The organism is uncultured Alteromonas sp., from assembly GCF_963976965.1.
Lineage (GTDB): Bacteria > Pseudomonadota > Gammaproteobacteria > Enterobacterales > Alteromonadaceae > Alteromonas > Alteromonas naphthalenivorans.
This window is the reverse complement of record NZ_CAXBMP010000033.1, coordinates 28287-44497: the sequence shown is the minus strand read 5'-3', so window position 1 is coordinate 44497 and position 16211 is coordinate 28287. Positions and strand designations below refer to the sequence as shown.

Annotated in this window: 23 protein-coding genes; 9 read left to right on the top strand and 14 right to left on the bottom strand. The window is 43.4% G+C overall.

The window, feature by feature from the left end; translation table 11 throughout:
• From AAC006_RS18595 to AAC006_RS18555, 9 genes are all read left to right on the top strand, one after another.
• Window positions 1–1298 (top strand): helicase-related protein (locus tag AAC006_RS18595; protein ID WP_339892217.1); only part of this gene is annotated, 1298 nt, incomplete at its 5' end.
• A gap of 49 nt (window positions 1299–1347) precedes the next feature.
• A complete protein-coding gene (locus AAC006_RS18590; protein WP_339892216.1) occupies window positions 1348–1887 on the top strand; it encodes a hypothetical protein in 540 nt (179 codons plus the stop codon).
• Window positions 1888–1943: 56 nt separating this feature from the next.
• The gene (locus AAC006_RS18585) at window positions 1944–2132 is read left to right on the top strand and encodes a hypothetical protein (protein WP_339892215.1); all 189 of its coding nucleotides are present in this window, start codon (window positions 1944–1946) and stop codon (window positions 2130–2132) included.
• Complete coding sequence (locus AAC006_RS18580; RefSeq protein ID WP_339892213.1) at window positions 2068–2520, top strand: hypothetical protein; 453 nt, start codon at window positions 2068–2070, stop codon at window positions 2518–2520. The genes AAC006_RS18585 and AAC006_RS18580 overlap by 65 nt, the downstream gene beginning before the upstream one ends.
• 33 nt (window positions 2521–2553) lie before the next feature.
• Window positions 2554–2907 carry a hypothetical protein gene (locus AAC006_RS18575; protein WP_339892211.1) on the top strand — a complete coding sequence of 118 codons (354 nt, stop codon included), beginning with the start codon at window positions 2554–2556 and terminating at the stop codon, window positions 2905–2907.
• Between the two features lie 10 nt (window positions 2908–2917).
• Window positions 2918–3814, top strand: a complete 897-nt coding sequence (locus AAC006_RS18570) for a recombinase RecT (protein WP_339892210.1) — start codon at window positions 2918–2920, stop codon at window positions 3812–3814.
• The gene (locus AAC006_RS18565) at window positions 3811–4551 is read left to right on the top strand and encodes a lambda exonuclease family protein (RefSeq protein ID WP_339892208.1); all 741 of its coding nucleotides are present in this window, start codon (window positions 3811–3813) and stop codon (window positions 4549–4551) included. The genes AAC006_RS18570 and AAC006_RS18565 overlap by 4 nt, the downstream gene beginning before the upstream one ends.
• 50 nt (window positions 4552–4601) lie before the next feature.
• Entirely contained in the window at window positions 4602–4847 is a 246-nt protein-coding gene (locus tag AAC006_RS18560) for a hypothetical protein (RefSeq protein ID WP_339892206.1), read from the top strand.
• Window position 4848: 1 nt separating this feature from the next.
• Window positions 4849–5121, top strand: coding sequence for a hypothetical protein (locus AAC006_RS18555; RefSeq protein WP_339892204.1), 273 nt, complete (start codon window positions 4849–4851; stop codon window positions 5119–5121).
• Window positions 5122–5177: 56 nt separating this feature from the next.
• Here AAC006_RS18555 and AAC006_RS18550 read toward each other — a convergent pair whose 3' ends face one another.
• From AAC006_RS18550 to AAC006_RS18485, 14 genes are read right to left on the bottom strand one after another with little or no spacing between them, the layout of a single operon-like run.
• Window positions 5178–7286, bottom strand: coding sequence for a sialate O-acetylesterase (locus AAC006_RS18550; protein WP_339892202.1), 2109 nt, complete (start codon window positions 7284–7286; stop codon window positions 5178–5180).
• A gap of 2 nt (window positions 7287–7288) precedes the next feature.
• The gene (locus tag AAC006_RS18545) at window positions 7289–9865 is read right to left on the bottom strand and encodes a host specificity factor TipJ family phage tail protein (protein WP_339892200.1); all 2577 of its coding nucleotides are present in this window, start codon (window positions 9863–9865) and stop codon (window positions 7289–7291) included.
• A complete protein-coding gene (locus AAC006_RS18540; protein ID WP_339892198.1) occupies window positions 9865–10266 on the bottom strand; it encodes an NlpC/P60 family protein in 402 nt (133 codons plus the stop codon). Before AAC006_RS18540 ends, AAC006_RS18545 begins: the two co-directional genes overlap by 1 nt.
• Entirely contained in the window at window positions 10263–10748 is a 486-nt protein-coding gene (locus AAC006_RS18535; RefSeq protein WP_339892196.1) for a DUF1833 family protein, read from the bottom strand. The genes AAC006_RS18540 and AAC006_RS18535 overlap by 4 nt, the downstream gene beginning before the upstream one ends.
• Complete coding sequence (locus AAC006_RS18530) at window positions 10748–11212, bottom strand: hypothetical protein (RefSeq protein ID WP_339892194.1); 465 nt, start codon at window positions 11210–11212, stop codon at window positions 10748–10750. Before AAC006_RS18530 ends, AAC006_RS18535 begins: the two co-directional genes overlap by 1 nt.
• A gap of 8 nt (window positions 11213–11220) precedes the next feature.
• Window positions 11221–11577: a hypothetical protein gene (locus tag AAC006_RS18525; protein WP_339892193.1), complete on the bottom strand. Its 357-nt coding sequence runs from the start codon at window positions 11575–11577 to the stop codon at window positions 11221–11223.
• Complete coding sequence (locus AAC006_RS18520) at window positions 11577–13364, bottom strand: hypothetical protein (RefSeq protein WP_339892191.1); 1788 nt, start codon at window positions 13362–13364, stop codon at window positions 11577–11579. The genes AAC006_RS18525 and AAC006_RS18520 overlap by 1 nt, the downstream gene beginning before the upstream one ends.
• Window positions 13361–13954: a DUF6246 family protein gene (locus tag AAC006_RS18515; protein ID WP_339892189.1), complete on the bottom strand. Its 594-nt coding sequence runs from the start codon at window positions 13952–13954 to the stop codon at window positions 13361–13363. Before AAC006_RS18515 ends, AAC006_RS18520 begins: the two co-directional genes overlap by 4 nt.
• 2 nt (window positions 13955–13956) lie before the next feature.
• On the bottom strand, window positions 13957–14430 hold the full coding sequence (locus AAC006_RS18510; protein WP_339892188.1) for a hypothetical protein: 474 nt from the start codon (window positions 14428–14430) through the stop codon (window positions 13957–13959).
• Window position 14431: 1 nt separating this feature from the next.
• On the bottom strand, window positions 14432–14833 hold the full coding sequence (locus AAC006_RS18505; protein ID WP_339892186.1) for a hypothetical protein: 402 nt from the start codon (window positions 14831–14833) through the stop codon (window positions 14432–14434).
• Window positions 14830–15189: a hypothetical protein gene (locus AAC006_RS18500; protein ID WP_339892184.1), complete on the bottom strand. Its 360-nt coding sequence runs from the start codon at window positions 15187–15189 to the stop codon at window positions 14830–14832. Before AAC006_RS18500 ends, AAC006_RS18505 begins: the two co-directional genes overlap by 4 nt.
• Window positions 15189–15533 (bottom strand): hypothetical protein, encoded by a 345-nt coding sequence (locus tag AAC006_RS18495; protein ID WP_339892183.1) that lies wholly within the window; start codon window positions 15531–15533, stop codon window positions 15189–15191. Before AAC006_RS18495 ends, AAC006_RS18500 begins: the two co-directional genes overlap by 1 nt.
• Window positions 15533–15889, bottom strand: a complete 357-nt coding sequence (locus AAC006_RS18490) for a hypothetical protein (protein ID WP_339892182.1) — start codon at window positions 15887–15889, stop codon at window positions 15533–15535. The genes AAC006_RS18495 and AAC006_RS18490 overlap by 1 nt, the downstream gene beginning before the upstream one ends.
• On the bottom strand, window positions 15889–16203 hold the full coding sequence (locus tag AAC006_RS18485; protein ID WP_339892180.1) for a hypothetical protein: 315 nt from the start codon (window positions 16201–16203) through the stop codon (window positions 15889–15891). The genes AAC006_RS18490 and AAC006_RS18485 overlap by 1 nt, the downstream gene beginning before the upstream one ends.
• Between the last annotated feature and the right edge of the window lie 8 nt (window positions 16204–16211).

Below are 16211 nucleotides of genomic sequence, written 5' to 3'. Positions count from 1 at the left end.
GCCTTAATCCTAATACTCGCATCCTAGGCTATACGGGCAGCCCGTACCGTGGCACCGATACGATTATCGGTAAATTCTGGACTAATTTAATTGGAAATATCTCAACAGACTGGCTGATTGATCAAGGCTGGTTGGTGCCGCCGTTATTTGGCTGGCCTGATGGCGATGATTTAGAGTTTGATTTTAAGGATATTCAGCCAAAGTATGGCTCATGGGAATTTGATCAAGAGCAATTAGACAATATTGTTTTCGGCGATCCTACCAAAACTCAACGAATTATGGCTGAGGTTGTCCATAGAACACAGGAGCGCCAAGGTGTGTTGATTTTCTGCACCAGCATTAAACACACAGAAGAAGTGGCCAAGGCTTTGCCCGCTGGAAGTTACTGTATCATTACTGGCTCGACTGGCTCAAAAGAACGCATGGATTTATTAGCCAAGGTAAAATCTGGTGAAATCAAATATTGCATTAATGTGTCAGTGCTCACTACTGGGATTAATATTCCCCGGTGGGACACGGTTGTATTTTTGCGCCCTATTGGTTCACTTGTTTTACTGACTCAAGCCATTGGCCGAGGTCTTAGGTTGTTTGAAGGAAAAACAGATTGTTTGGTATTGGATTTCGCGGGAGTAATGGAGCGTATAGGCCACCTGTATAATTCACCAATGCTTGATGAGGCGGAATATGAACGCGCCAAGAAAGAGGAAAAAGAACTAATCGAGTGTCCAAGCTGCGCCACCGAGAACAGTTCTCATGCCCGCCGATGCCGTGGTGAAGATGGTAGTAGTAGTGATGGCCGTTGTGAATTCTTCTGGACAAGCAAAGAGTGTATGAAGTGCCACACGTTAAATGATCCGACGGCACAGCAGTGTAGAAAATGCGGCAATGAAATGCGCGACCCAAACGAGAAGCTGCTTCACAAAGCGTATGATGAGCAAGAATGGGAGCCAGTCACTGGCTGGAATATCCGACCGTGCAAGAACGGCACATTAGAGGTTGAGTATCTCTTAGAATACGAAAGAGAGGGCGGTAACCCTAAATTGTACGTGAATCCAGGTAGTAAAAGCCATGGCGCTAAGCAGGCATTTAAACAGTGGTTAAGCGTTAATAAAGAAAATGGCGGACAAGGCTTCGGCCTGCATGTTTTATCTAAACAATCGCCAGAGGCAGCGGCTAAGTTCGTTATTAAATACTGGTTAGACCCGATGTCACAGCCCACACATATCAAGTTCAGAATAAATGAGAAGGGAAAGTTTGTGGTAGGTCGAGTAAAGCGCGAAAAAAGTAGTGACAAATAGAATAAAGTGCGTAAGATGTGAAACACAATTAACACTAGGAGAGTAGAAAATGGCTCATTCAGTATCAGGATTAATCCGCCGAGCACCACACATTGCAGAAGGTCAAAACAGTAATGGAAATTACACTATGTTTTGCTTTGAGCTATCGGAGCTAAACAAAGGCTTTAATGGAACTGAGGATTCTTACACTAATTACAGTGTGGCATTATTTGCTAAGACTCAAGCGGCTATCGATTTTCACAATATGGCAATTGCAGAAGGATCGTTTGTTGTTGCTGCGTGTGATAAATTAATGATTGATAAGCAAACCGCTGATGATGGCCGAGAGTTTATCAAGCTTAAGATGATGAACGCTCGATTAGATGGTTTTAATAATCCTAATCAGCAGCAAGGACAGCCACAGCAAAATATGCAGCAACCAGCGCAAGGCTACGCTCAGCAGCCACAACAGCGAGCGCAACAACCTAATCAAGGTTATGCTCAGCAATCAGGTGGTGCGCCTCAGCAAATGCAGCAGCCTAATCAGCCGCAACAAATGGCGCAACAGCCGCAAAATCAGTTTGCACAAGAAGGCGATATTCCTTTTTAGCAATTAACTAATCAGTAAGCCGCGCCGCTTCCATAGGGCGCACTAAAGGAACCCCAATGAACGCAAGATTCTACAAAACAAAACGCAATCACCACGAGCACCAATTGCAAATTGCTCGAAAGGCTTTAGATTTAGCCAGCACAGAAGATAAGCCAGAATATCAAAAACAGGTCGATCATCATGAGCGAGAATACGCCAATTACGCAAAAGCCTACCAAGGCTGCATACTGGGACAAAAAACATAAAATACGCGGGCTGCATGAGTCAGTCCGTGTTTACCGCAATACCGAAAACCGCAAATATAAAGAAGATATTGAGCAAATAAATTTCATTAGCTGGCTTCGCCTTAATCATCCCGAACTTACTGATAGATGCTTTCATGTACCTAATGAGACTCAATCAGCTATCCAGTACCAGTCAAAACTAACAAAGATGGGCCGCAACAAGGGAATACCTGATTTAATGTTCTACGGCCTCCCTATCGCTATTGAAATGAAGAAAACGATTAACGCAAGCGTCAAGCCTGAGCAGAAGGCGCACCTAAATCGAATGGCTGAGGATGGCTTATTTGCCTGTGTTTGTTTTGGTGATAATGCCGCAAAATTAGCTATTGCAGACTTTTTAAATCAGTGATACTGTGCAGATTCAATAACAGGAGAGAGAAAAATGAGTGCTGAAGATAAGTTTAATAATATTGTTGAGCAGTTCAAAAAAGAAGTTGCCCAAGCTTCAAAAAACGCCATTGAGGATATTCATTCTGAGATGTTGCCGTATGTTAATGATGATACTGAATTCAATGCTATACAACGGGCTAATGACATCGTATCAAAACTACTGACAAGCAACTTTACACTAGAGGATGATAGAATTATTTGTGATGGATGGAGTACTAAGCTAACCACCCACGACCACGACCGTCTTGTCAATAAGCTTGCAGATAGGTGTTCTGACATGGCTGCAAAAAAGAAGATTGAGCGACTAGAGCGACAGCTTAAAGAGTCGTTTAATCGACAGTATTAAGGAGAGAGAAATGAACCTACTACCAGCCCAGCAAAACGCTGTAAATATCGTAATGCAGCAAGAGCACAGCTTTAATGCCGTTGCGGTCAGTGACGAGCTAAACTTTGCACGAGAGGCCCAGTTTGCTTGTCAGGCATTATCAAATAACAGCTATTTAGCAACAATGGCAATGAATAATCAGCAGTCGCTAGTCGATGCTGTAACTAACATTGCAGCCATTGGCATTACGCTAAACCCAGCCGCTAAACACGCCTATCTAGTGCCTCGTGATAAAAAAGTATGTCTTGATATTAGCTATATGGGCTTATTACATATCGCAACCGATTCTGGCTCTATTTTGTGGGGTCAGTGCAAGATTGTTTACGCTAATGACGATTACAAAAATACAGGCATTAATACAAAGCCTACTCACGAATATAGCGCATTCGGTAATCGTGGCGAATACGTTGGCGCATATTGCACAGTAAAAACAGTTGACGGCGATTTCTTAACACACGAAATGAGCAAAGCCGACATTGAATCCATCGCCAAGCGCAGCCCGTCATTTAAGAAAGGCTCAGGCCCGTGGAAAACTGATTACTTTGAAATGGCTAAAAAGACAGTGGTTAAACAGGCGTACAAGTATTGGCCTAAGTCCGACCGCATCAATACTGCCATTGATTATCAAAACAATAGCGGAGAGGGCGTTGAATTAAGCCATGACACGTCAAAAGAAATAAACCTGAGCACTGAGCAGATGGTAAAGATTAACGACCTTACAGCGCAAATAGGGCGCACCGCTGAGCAGTTAATATTATTCTTACCGAACTTAATTGGCAGAGATTGCCAGTCATTTGACGAGCTGACCAAGCAAGAAGCAGAACAAGTTATTTCATTCTTACAACAAAAAGCAGGTAGTCAATCATGAGTATTTTTGATGATTTACAAGCACTCCTAGCAAGAGCTCAATCGTTTCTAGGATTCAATCCGTGTGACGTTGAGCAGCAAAGTGAAGATTGGTTTAAAATGCGCCTCGGCTTGATCACAGCCTCTAAAGCTAATGTTATTCTAGGCAAAGGCCAAACACGATTAACATACATGAATGAGCTAATCGGTGAAATCTGCACAGGCATAAAATCTGAGCCAGTTAGCGCAAAAACACTTGACTGGGGAAATTCCAACGAGCCAGCCGCTCGCATGGCGTATGAGTTTCTAACCGACCAGCCTGTTATGTCGCTTGGCTTTGCGTATGGTGCTAACAATCGCGCAGGTTGTAGCCCTGATGGAATTGTGCCAAGCACCAACAAAGGCTTAGAAATTAAATGCCCATTCACCACAAAGATGCACATCGACTATCTAATCAATGGTGCGGTAAAAAAGGATTACATCGCGCAGATGCAGTTCTCAATGTGGGTAACTGGCCTAGACCTTTGGGACTTCTGCTCGTTTGATCCGCGAATGAAGCGCAACCAGATTCGCCCGATGTCGTTCGAACGAAATGATACATGGATGAAACAATTTGATGATGCCGTGCCGCAATTTTGCTTAGAAATGGATAGGGCTTTAGATTCACTAGGCTTCAAGTTTGGTGAGCAATGGATTATCGATGAGGCTGAAAAAATGGATGATAAGCCTGAAATTATTGCAGACTCAGCTTTCAATTAACCAAAAAGGCGGGTATAGTGCTCGCCTAACCTTTTCTGGAGAGAGATTAAATGAATATTGAAACTATTTATGATGACGAAACAGCACTCATGCTTAAAAAAGCAAATGACCATCTTGATGATTACTCAAATAGACTATTATCTAAAATTGAGAATAAAATAATATCGGGGGAGATTGACGAGCATGACGCTAAAATGCTTTTTATGTACGATGAAGTAAGGGTTAAAATAATAAGAAATATAACCGATATTTACCTAATGTCATTTCCTATAAAAATTATAGTAAAAGGAGTTTAACATGTGGACACAAGAAACAACAAAAAGCGGGCACGTTGCCAGCTTTCAAAGCGACTCAGGTATTGCATACGTCTGGGCTAATCAGTTTGATTTTGATGCGGGCATCGATACTGCACAATTCACAATCACGCCAGTAAATTACCATTATTCACAGATTGATATTTTCTTTACTGGCGGGGATGATAGTTTCGAATGCACTAAGCAGTACGCGCAGAGCTTGATAGACCCAGAAAGCGATATTGCTGACTGGGCTGAAATGGCGTTTCATTTTTAATCAAGAGTGGCGCTAGCCGTGAGACTAGCGTTATGGGTGCTTAGATAGAGAAATCACTAGAAATTATTGCTCTTCTTTGCAGCAATAATTTCAATACAAATATCTAACCCCGTATTTAGGTTTGACTGTGTAATTCGGCTTGATGGAAGCATAAAAGAAAACTGACCATTTATTAATGTGCCTGATGAATCATACATTCTAACCTGCGTTGCAGTGTTTGAAGTTGTTTTCGCTGAAATCAATCTAGGGTTGCTTTCATAAACGCAAGCGTTAGCAACACCTCTGATCTCGGGATGTGATATATTTACCACCCCTGTTGCAGCATTTGTTATAGTAATCGCATCATCTAATAACGAATCCTGTAACCCAGTAGTAACTGCACCCGTTGCCATATCAGTGCAAACTGCGTTAATATCACAGCTAATCCCTAACGTAGCAACACTACGGCCATTTACAACATTGGTATGAATGTCATCATCAATTTTTAAAACAAGGCTTTCACCCGCGTTATTCTGAGACATAACTGTTGCGGTTGCGCTTAAAATATAATCAACCTCACTGCATAGTGTAATTTCTAGCTCGTCACTTCCATTGATTGCAACTGAAAACAACCCGCTTGCTGCTCTGTGTGAGTTTGCAGTAATTTGCCAGTCATCAACAGCCGCTTTAAATATTCTCCCCCCGAACAACTCCCAGTCCTGTGAGCCGTCTAAGTTTAGCTTTCCAAACCTATCTATATAAGCTGACGATTCCTGGCTATTGTTTGATAGTAGCGTTTCAACATAATTACGCGCTGCTAGTGTCCCTATAGTGTTGTACCCCTGCTGATTCAAGTGAACAGTGTCAACCTTCATCCCCACACTACCCAGCGCCTGCGCTCTATCGTAGATTATTTTTACATCATCTAGGTCTCTTGCCATCAGTCGCTGCGCGTTTTGAATCGGTATGGACTGCCTGACCGTAGTAAGTGAATAAGAGCCGACTGTAATAATATTAAAATCTGACGCACCCGTATCTAATTTTAGATCGGCCCATAATGTCTCTAGAGTCGTTTTGTATGTCGCTGGGTTTGTCTCTAACTGAGCGTCCTGCTCACCCTGCCAATAAATTACAGATATATTACCTACTGATAATCCTAATGTAGCTATATATGTTTTTATGTCCGATACCCAGTCGACTAGCCCGCTGTAGTTTGTATTGGCCGCGCCTTTGCTCAGATCCGCTACAGATTGAGAACCTTTTGCACAATTAGCCAGTAATGCCCTACGATCTGTTTGTTTTGCATACTCATTACAGAAGGACGGCCACATTGAACCGGTAGATACCCCATCATTTTGTGTGGGAGTGTAGCTTGTGAGAGGCTCAACAGTCGTGCCATTCCAAACCACTACATTTTCAGTATTGTACTCTGGAACCCCTGTAGTGCTTCCCGCATACCCTCGCGCATTAGACTGCCCATACACTACCAATATATCTATCTCGTGCGGGGTGCCGTCTGAAAAACCTGTATTGAACTCATTGCTTTCTTGTTTTATCCAGCAACCCAACCCTGTCGGGTCCGTCTCACCAATACCGTCAAGATAATCGCTAGTAGTTGCGCTATACGGTACAGTAGGGCTAAACACCGTACCACCATTGTGCTCTGATTTAGGCCTTGCAGCGTCCCAATACAGTACACCACCACCCACTCCGCTGTCTGCATACCAACCCTTCAAGTTGATTTGTTGATCATCCTGAGTTCCGACTAATCCAGCCAATCCTTGCACCGAATCAACAGGATAAACAATATCAGCATTAAGCGGGACTTGGTCAAAGCCTGTGCCTGCGTCCTTTGTTGCAGCGCTTCCAAAATTACCGTTTAGCACAGCAATATTAGGGCCAGCAATATCAGCCGCAGCACTTGCGCCAGAAGTGTAAGCACTCAAGACCACATACCAAACGCCGCCATCTTCCCATATATCATTGACGGCGTAAGCGGTTGCAGTTACCCATGCGCCACGGTTATTCCACGCGGCGTGACTCTGTGTTATTTGCTCCCAGCTAGCCAATGGAGTGCCGAGGCGATTGGTAACAGGGCCGCTAGCATTTAATAATTTATCAGCATCTTCAGCATTCCGCTTAAACACGTCCGTTGCGCTCGATGGTACTGCATCATTTAAAGCCATTTTTAGTCCTCACTAAACATTAATTCGTTATACTCGATCATTTCAATCTGCACAGTCCCGTCAGTATTTGGTGTTTTACTGGTCACTGTGAAGTCATAATAATCAAGGTTTTCAGTAGTTCCAATAATAACACGACTACCGAGTTGTGCTGGCATATTATTTGCTACAAACAAATGCGATTCAATATCGGTGGGCTTGGTCACACGAACATCGAATTCGTTTTGTGGATCTAATGTCGCAACGTAAGGGCCGTGAACGTCGCCATTGATATCCGTAACGTGCATATATTTTGTGACGTTATCAGGTAATCTTGGTTTTTCAGATAATGTTAAACTGACAGTGAAGTCATCAGACGTAAAACCCAGTACTTCGGCATCAACAATGTCGTTATCATAAATGCAAGCCCAGCGCACACGGTCGCCAATATCAACCAGTAGGCCATCACTTAACACGCGCTCAGACACGGTACGACGCTGATAGACCAAACGCCTAACTTCAAGCTCGGCTCGATTCACGGCTTGTGTAGTGTTGCGACAGCCAGCCAAATCAATCTCTAATGGACGCTCACCAATACCAGTCTCAAACGTGCCTAATCCAACATTAATCTTGCGCTCAATATGGCGCTCTTTGTTGTCGTCAGGGTCAATATAACTAAGGCGCACTGAGTCATGATCATTTGGCTTTTGAAACCTGAATGACATTTGAGATTCTGCATTACCTGCGATATTGCGGCGGTCAAAGTGGAAAGTCACCGGCTTTGATTCCTCACGATAGAAGCGCCACACTTGGCCATCACGATACGCGCCAACTCTTGCAGTATTGCAGGCCGTTGCTATGCGCTGACCAAGGCTAATATCTGCATCGTCGTATGAGTAGTGAAATTGTTTTAGCGTGCTAGGTACGCTATCTAATGCAGTATAAAGTGACTCGTAATCTAGCAGTTTTGCTGCTTTCACATTACCAAATATATTAATGAAATCTGAAAGTATCGCGTCAGAAAACCAGTTGTATGACGTGCTTTCAAACTCAAACCAAAAACCGTTAGGTGCCTTTTCTGCTCGCCATTGCTTTCTTGCGGCTAGGCAATTAATCTCACGACTAGAGGTTGAGCTGTTTGTAAAGTCGGACTTAGTGCCAACTTCCAGCAGCGTCAAGCCGCTACCAATATCGCTAGGCGAATACGCATGCATTGAAAAAACAGTTTCCAGTTTCGAGCTGCTTGGTACTCCAACCTGAGAATTTGTTATTCTCTTAATGCGAATCTTAAAGTCTTCACTTGCTGGATTTACGACAATAAACTTATTTGAAAACGATAATGCAGACCTTGTGTTTCCACGTAAATTAAATGTAATCTTTGCCGCAGCGGTTACTGGGTCTGCGCCGTCAACGTAAGAGTTTAGTGGCGACGAGTCAGATACTTTAATTGCTTCAAACTCTACCGATACTGTTTTTGCGTCGCCATTCGTATCACTTAACCCAGATGGGAATACAGTATTAATAATAATCATCGGGTCTATGCCGCCAGCCCCAATAAAACGAACAGGAACCCACGGTTCTTCCGTTTCGCCGCTGTCTGTTATTGATGCTACGCCGTTTTGGGTGCCGGGAGGCGCACCTCCTCCAGGGAAGTTAGGGCCAAGAAATTGATCGTAATTACTGCCTGACAATGGAAAGAAATCCGTGGAAACAATAACAGGAACAAAGGAATCGATAATATCCTTAGACCTGTCAATTAAATACTTGCCGTTTCTGGCAGTACTCCCTTGCGTTCTATGCATGTTTTCAGTATTAAAAACACTAACGTAATCCTCAGATGCTAAGTTCAGCAGGTAGATGGCTTCAGCGCCAGAGTCATCCTCAACGCCTATTCTAATGTAGTTTGTAAAATAGCTAGTTCCTGCAAGCTTAGCATTCGAGAATTCGAAAAAATAAACATCATCAAGAACCTGCTGATTCGGTGCAAGCAGCAAGCTATCCTGAATTGACGCGACATTAAGCGGGAATTTGTCATCGTTTGACATAACCCCATCTCGAACCAAGGAAGATGTGTTTTTAATGTCTGAGATCAGCGTGTCATTATCACGAATACCTGTTACTGAAAACTCACCAACACCCACGCAAAATCGCTCACTAACAACTCTTGCGCTGCCTGAGTATTCATAGTGAGCGCTCTGAATCAAATCAGGATAAGCACGAATAGTTCCCTTAATGTCAGGGATGCCCTCGCCAGTACGCGCAATGTTTGTCTGACCGCTAACCTGATTATTTGGCGATGTGCTCTTAGTGCCTTGAGTATTTGGCTTTTCAGGCTTTGGAAGTGTCGCAATTGTTATTATCGCAACAATTAATGCCACAGCAATATAAGTCTCAACACCAGCAGGTCGATGGATAGCGTTAATCATATCGCCATCCTGCAACACATAATCACGCTCGACTTTTACAGTATGCCCATTAATGTAAATATCATATTCTGAGTCGTCAGAAAGAAACTCATCAACAGAATCGCCAGCCTTTGAAAGATAGCCGACTTTGTCAGCACCGGTACGGCTGCAAACGTAAACTTTAGGGTCTAATAACATTACACTCTCTCGATATAATCAAAATATTTAACATTTCCGCGATAAATGCGGTTAAATTGTGACAGCGTATGATTAAATACTTGGCCATCACGCTTTACGCCACCGAACGCATGAATCACACGACTACCAATACGAACACCAACATGGTTAGCATTATCGCCATCAAAGCAGACAGCAACATAGCCAAGCTCAGACGGCTGCCAGCCCTCGCCACGCTCTTTAAAGCCTTGATTGATTCCAGTCTCGCCGTTTACATATCCAGCGATATTTTCAATCTCAAAGCCCTTTACTCGACGATAGAAATCAACAACTAAGCCCCAACAATCATAAGTATCAGGGCCAACCGCTCTATCTTCCCAACTCTTGCCGCTGACTTCTTCAATCCAGTCTTTCTCATTCATACCGTTTCTAGTCCAGGGAATTGCCCAATCGTGTAAACTTTAGACACTCGATAATTAATCGGATTATCATCACTAGCTATAATATTAACAGATTGGGTAGATATTCTCACGTCAGAAATTGAGAATTCAAACTCTTTAACTTCGCCAGTCGGGTAGATTTCACGATAGATCAATTCGCCTTGCTGCATCCATCCGAAAGCGGTTATTTTCTTAATCTCTGCTAAGAATTCAGAACCAAGTCTGCCAAGTTTAACAGTAATTGAGCTTTGTTCTTGCTCACGCTGGCTAGGTCTTGGCACTTCAAAATTAAGCGGCTCGAATGTCATTTGGCCGCCGTCAATAGTAAAGGTTTTGGCCGTCACTTGATCACGAACAAATCTGCGCGTGGTTATATCAGGATGGTTAATTTCGATTGTTATATATCGAATTTCATTGCGTTTTGTTGCGTGAAATTGTCGGATGTCATTATTAACTTCTGCCATTATGCCTCCGGCCAGCCTTCGTTAATTGCTTGATCGATTAGCGACATATCAAGCTCAGTGTATCCAGCGATAGCTAAGTCAGAAAGAACTTCAACATCTTCAGGGCGAACAATTGCAGCGGCCTGCACTGAGCATGAATAGCGCCAAGTGTCGCCAACTTCGCGAGGTTGCGGAATATCAATAAAACGCACTTCATGAATAACGATACCCTGCTCAGTTTTAATCGGCATATTTACAGCCTCATTGCCTGAGTCGGTATCATTAAGAAGCCAGTCGCTAAAATCAGCAGCGTCAGCAGAATTAAAAATAAGATTAAAGTCCCAAATTACAGGGGCTTGATCTGTTAGTCGCTGAGAATACATCAAGCCATCTAATGGGCTGGTATTCATAAATGTTTTTGATATTGTTCGCTTCTTGCCTTGCTGTATTGCAAGCCTTAAGTGCGCTGGATAATCGACCGCCATGTTAATTCCTAAATAGATGAGGCTTGAACGGCACAGGAATAGCGCCATGTTTCGCCTTCTTCTCGTGCTTGTGGAATCTCAAAGAATCTTACCGTGTGAGTAACTAGGCCGCTTTCTGTTTTAATCGGCATATTAACTTCTTCATTGCCCTCATCAGCAGTGACTTTAAACCACGCATCAAATAGCTTGGCCTGAAACCTTGGAAAAATTAAATCAAAATCCCAAATGACGGGCGATTCATCAGTAAAACGCTCGGTATACATTTTACCCACTAACGGCTCGACATTTTTAAACTGCTTTGCCACCTCGCGCTTTTTGCCTTGTTGAATAGCCAGTCTAAACTGGCTAGGGTAATCGACTGCCATTATGTTGTTTTCCTTTTTGTGCTATAGCTATTTGACATGGCGCGTGATACTGGGCCGCCTTCTGCGAAATCAGCAACTAGCATTTGAATGGTTACATTGTTTCCGTCTTGCTCTTGAGAGACGCTGACATTTGAAGCTGTGTTGTTCACCACGTTGACATTAACTTGAGGCGCTGACATTCCGCCGCCCAATTGATTGTTTGGCGTTACATTGCCTTTCTCGCCACCGATTAGGAATTGACGACCGCCGCTAGTGAATAATTCAGGGCCAGATTCACCAACTCTATACGGCGTTCCAGCTTCTGTAGGCCCGCCCGTTTGACGACCTGAGAATGTTTGACCAACTGCAATGCCTGCTGTTACCGCTGCTGTTGCATAACCAGCCGATGTAATAGCCGCGCCAACTGGGCCAGCAACACCGCCGGGGGCCGCTGCCGCGTTTGCGTTAGTGCTAACGATAATATTAGCCACTGCAAGCGCTTGGTTTGCTAGAAATAACGCTTTGCCAATAGCTGTGTTTTCAGCACCAGCCGCAGCCACCGCATCAGCTAAAGCTCCGCCCAGTTGAGTATAGGCAGCCAGTTGCATGCGCTGAACCTGTATGCGCTTCATCGCCTCAGATTTTTCGTTAGCTGTCTGTTTTGCGTCAATATCTGCAAGTTTTTGAACGTGCAAAGCCTTGGCTTCTTCTATTGCCTGATTCTTTTCAGCAATAGAAATCTGAGCGTCATCAATGGCAGTAAGGCGCATTTCTAACTGCTCATCAGCTAGTGTTTGCTCGTCTTGAAATTGTTTTCTTGTTTGCTCGATTATTCTGGCTGCGGCTTTTTGGCGGTCTTCTATTTCTAGCTTTAACGCCTCTTTTACTTTTGACTCAGTCTCTTGTTCAGGAGTCTTTTCACCTTCAATTTTCGAGCGTTGTCTTTTTAAATCTATCAGAGCCTCTTCATTAACTATAAGCTCTTTGTTTAATTTTTTTTGCTCTTTAGCAAGTCTAAATTGATTAGCCTGCTGTATCGCTGTATCGTCGCCAAAAATTCCATTGTTTTTTGATGCTACTATAGGTTCTGATAGGGATTTTTTTAACTCTTCATTTCTATTGGTAGCCTTTTCTATTTGTCTATCTAGCTCTTCAATAGCACCCTGAACGGCCTCAAGTCGTACTGATTTTAGACCTGCGATAGTGTCTTGAATTGTTTTGTTGTATTCTTTAGTTCTCTCATCAACTCCGACAATTGCATTATAAAGTGGAATTGCAAGCGAGCCAGCCAACGCACCCGCAATAATACCAATAGTGCCAAAACCTAACGCTAGATCGGGAAGCTGAATAGCTAACGCTTGCAGGTAATTACCCGTGACCGATCCTTGCTGCGCTACTTGCGAGAGCTGCATGGATGCTTGGCGAATACTGTTAGACATTTTATTAGTCTTAACAGTAGTGGTATCTAATCCTTTTTGTAGCGGGGTTGTAGATTTTGCAGTAACGCCAAGTTTTCCAGTCAGCGCATCAATAGTTTTTCTATACTGCTCACCACTGATTCGGCCCTCGTTGAATTCAGTGGTGATAACGGAAATTTCTTTTTCCATTTTCACAAGAGAAGCGAACGCGGGGTCAGTAGCAGCTTTAACGCGCTTGAACTCTGCGCTCATGCCCTTAGTTGAGGTTTCAACAAGCCCCAAGGAATTCGCTATTTTCTTTGTAATATTACCAGCGTCTTGCTGAGCCTTTAACAGCCCGTCAGTCTTCGCGTCTACCTCGTAATAAATACTACCGACATTTTCACTCATGCTTTACCCGTTCTTTTTAGTAGCGCTTCAACTTTTGCATCTTCTTCATCGTAATCAACAAACGAATCAGGATGATGATTTTTCATACCGCTCATGAATTCGTGCATAGTCAATGACCACGCCTCATCCAGTGACAAATTCAAATTCTTTTGAGCAGACCAGACGTAATCCATAACATTAAACAGCTCAATCTCTGCGCCGTGGTTTTCTTCTGACTTTTTAGCAGCTTTTACCGATGCTTTGCCTTGAATGGCGTTCTTCAATAATGAAAATGCAATGATAGTTTGATCAGCCTGTGGCATCGTGCCATCTTGCCAGATTAGTTCTATCTCGCCCTCATCATCTTCTAGTTGAGTGTATGCGCCCATAAGTGGCGTTAATTCGTCAACGTGCCGATCAATCAGAAAGTATTCAAAGATTGTCTGTGCACAGAATAATTGACGCTCTTTGTTTTCGTGTTGTAAATCATTCCACAACTCGAAAACATTATGGTCATTGTGTAATAAATCCAGCGAACGAAACGAGGGGCGAAACGTAAAACGCTTGCCCTCGTCAATAATCGCTATCTCTCCACTAGCGAGTCTGGCCATTATTAAACGATAACCGTATCTGTGATTACTACAGCAGAGGTGGTGTTGCCATCAATAGTGATGGTTACAGCGCCATCAGACGGCATGTCAATATTCCAGCTAGACGGCAAAACGTCCATAACATACTCGCGATTAGTTGGCACAGCGGCGGATACTGGGCGAGTAAGTCGAACAGTCAGTGTACGGTCTGCTTTTGTTTGTGTGCTTGGGTCATTCAAGAACAACTCAAGCGCATCAATATTAGCAGCGCGCGCAACATCTTTACCTGTATATACAGCAAAGTTGATTGTTTGACCAATAAACGTCTCTAGGAATTCGCGCATATTGTTTGGGGAGTCATCAGCAGTAACGTCGATGCTATCCATAGTTGTATTCAGTGCTTTAGACGTACAGCGCCCAGCGACTAAAAAAGTACTAGCGGCAGCGCCATAGCCAAACTCTAATACCGTGTCTTTACCAGCGAAAGTATCACTCATTTTAAACTACCTCATTTCTATCAGTTTCGGCGATGGCATTGAGTATGCACATAGGTCGCCCGTCTTTAGTTTGTGTCGTCATTATACCGCCCATCAAATCGAAATGATATATTGGCACGTTAATTGCTGTATTTTTCGGGTAGGCGATTAGCAGAGACTTTAGCTCTTGAATTAGCCCCATTGGTTTAGCCACGTTATCAGTGCTATTACCGATTGCCATTATCTCAACTGGCTGTCCTTCAACGTAGATGGAGTTGCTACCTCCGCCTGTGCCTCGAATAAATAACACGCGGCTAGAGCCATCGTCTTTCCATAAATCCAATTGATATTTCCAGCCAGTCGTATCAATACTAGAGTCATCAATAATCATCCGAACCTGTCTAGATACTGCGATTTGTGTCATATTTTGTACCCGTCAATAATTATTTGTCTTAGTTCTGGCATGTTTTCTTCGAAGCCTTTGTATAAGAATTGATCTTCTGCGCCTATTTTCTGCCAGTTTTTAGGGCCACCATCGTGTACGAACTTTGCATAGTTTGCGGTATAGCCAGCTTGACCAGTAAATCCATACCCTACATTTTTTATTTGCAGAAAGCGGCTATTAATCAGGTTTGATGTATCAACAGGAGTTAGTATTACAGCGTGATTTTGACCAGTCATTAAAACTTCGGTTATCACCTTTCGAGTCACTACGCTGTCAATATTTTCAAGTGTAGACTTAATACGCCTATTAACCTGATCAATCCCTTTAACTGGCATTACACAAGCACCGTAATATCATCACCACCTAGTCGGCCAATGTTTTGCTGTGCACGAACGGCTCGAATTCGTTTAGCGCTGGCAGTTGGTGTTAAGTCAGTAAAAGAACCCAGCACACAAAACCAATCTCGCTCAATTTGCCCAAGCGTGGCCGTCACATAATAGGTGAATTCAGGTACAAACTCATTACCACTATCGTCCTTCATTACTTTAGGCTTCTGGTCATACTCACAACCGACAGTGAAGGGTGCGCCATAGGTAGTCTCAGAATAGCCGTCAGACTCAGCAGTAACAGGCCAGACCGTCAGCGTATTTGTTTGAAATCGACTCGATACGCGACTCATTATTGACCACCTGCGCCGAAGTAAATATCAGGCTCATTTGATTTAATAACAGAAGTTAGGCAGCCGTAAGTATCGATAGCTTTTAATTGTGACAGCAACCCTTGTGAGCCGTCTTTATAGCTCACACTAGAGCCGTTGGCGGATGTTTCGCTTGATACAGTGCCATAGGTCGACTCTATAATGACGCCAACACCTAGCAGCTTGAGAGCGGTTTGTACGGCATCAGAAACGCCATTAGCATCAAGGCAAGAATCGGCGGTGTCAACAGTTGCAATAAATGCGGTAAGCATCACATCGCTTGCTTGCGTATTGGGATATTCAGCGCGAACGTCTGAGAGGGTGATTGTAACAGCCATTATTTAAGTCCTAGATAAATTAGTGTTCCAGCCAGAGCAACACCGCCAGCAACTTTTAAAGCAATAGACCAGATACTGTCGATTTTCAGCGAGTTGGTATTCTGGTTTAGCTCGATTGAGTGAATTTGTTTGTCATGCTGATCAAGGCGCTTATCTTGTCGCGCATCGATTTTTTCTTGGTTTGTATGTCGTTCTTGAGCAAGAATCATGTGCTGAATTAATGAGTCGATCTTCTCACCGAGACCAGTGAAAACACTTATTGCCGATTTCATTTCTGTCATGTCTTCCTCAAGCTTTCTGATAGGGTCTGTCACGAATACTC

Bases quoted from the DNA above. Each gene is read 5' to 3' on its own strand.
- AAC006_RS18590 (WP_339892216.1), top strand. From the start codon at position 1,348: ATGGCTCATTCAGTATCAGGATTAATCCGCCGAGCACCACACATTGCA.
- AAC006_RS18585 (WP_339892215.1), top strand. From the start codon at position 1,944: ATGAACGCAAGATTCTACAAAACAAAACGCAATCACCACGAGCACCAA.
- AAC006_RS18580 (WP_339892213.1), top strand. From the start codon at position 2,068: ATGAGCGAGAATACGCCAATTACGCAAAAGCCTACCAAGGCTGCATAC.
- AAC006_RS18575 (WP_339892211.1), top strand. From the start codon at position 2,554: ATGAGTGCTGAAGATAAGTTTAATAATATTGTTGAGCAGTTCAAAAAA.
- AAC006_RS18570 (WP_339892210.1), top strand. From the start codon at position 2,918: ATGAACCTACTACCAGCCCAGCAAAACGCTGTAAATATCGTAATGCAG.
- AAC006_RS18565 (WP_339892208.1), top strand. From the start codon at position 3,811: ATGAGTATTTTTGATGATTTACAAGCACTCCTAGCAAGAGCTCAATCG.
- AAC006_RS18560 (WP_339892206.1), top strand. From the start codon at position 4,602: ATGAATATTGAAACTATTTATGATGACGAAACAGCACTCATGCTTAAA.
- AAC006_RS18555 (WP_339892204.1), top strand. From the start codon at position 4,849: ATGTGGACACAAGAAACAACAAAAAGCGGGCACGTTGCCAGCTTTCAA.
- AAC006_RS18550 (WP_339892202.1), bottom strand. From the start codon at position 7,286: ATGGCTTTAAATGATGCAGTACCATCGAGCGCAACGGACGTGTTTAAG.
- AAC006_RS18545 (WP_339892200.1), bottom strand. From the start codon at position 9,865: ATGTTATTAGACCCTAAAGTTTACGTTTGCAGCCGTACCGGTGCTGAC.
- AAC006_RS18540 (WP_339892198.1), bottom strand. From the start codon at position 10,266: ATGAATGAGAAAGACTGGATTGAAGAAGTCAGCGGCAAGAGTTGGGAA.
- AAC006_RS18535 (WP_339892196.1), bottom strand. From the start codon at position 10,748: ATGGCAGAAGTTAATAATGACATCCGACAATTTCACGCAACAAAACGC.
- AAC006_RS18530 (WP_339892194.1), bottom strand. From the start codon at position 11,212: ATGGCGGTCGATTATCCAGCGCACTTAAGGCTTGCAATACAGCAAGGC.
- AAC006_RS18525 (WP_339892193.1), bottom strand. From the start codon at position 11,577: ATGGCAGTCGATTACCCTAGCCAGTTTAGACTGGCTATTCAACAAGGC.
- AAC006_RS18520 (WP_339892191.1), bottom strand. From the start codon at position 13,364: ATGAGTGAAAATGTCGGTAGTATTTATTACGAGGTAGACGCGAAGACT.
- AAC006_RS18515 (WP_339892189.1), bottom strand. From the start codon at position 13,954: ATGGCCAGACTCGCTAGTGGAGAGATAGCGATTATTGACGAGGGCAAG.
- AAC006_RS18510 (WP_339892188.1), bottom strand. From the start codon at position 14,430: ATGAGTGATACTTTCGCTGGTAAAGACACGGTATTAGAGTTTGGCTAT.
- AAC006_RS18505 (WP_339892186.1), bottom strand. From the start codon at position 14,833: ATGACACAAATCGCAGTATCTAGACAGGTTCGGATGATTATTGATGAC.
- AAC006_RS18500 (WP_339892184.1), bottom strand. From the start codon at position 15,189: ATGCCAGTTAAAGGGATTGATCAGGTTAATAGGCGTATTAAGTCTACA.
- AAC006_RS18495 (WP_339892183.1), bottom strand. From the start codon at position 15,533: ATGAGTCGCGTATCGAGTCGATTTCAAACAAATACGCTGACGGTCTGG.
- AAC006_RS18490 (WP_339892182.1), bottom strand. From the start codon at position 15,889: ATGGCTGTTACAATCACCCTCTCAGACGTTCGCGCTGAATATCCCAAT.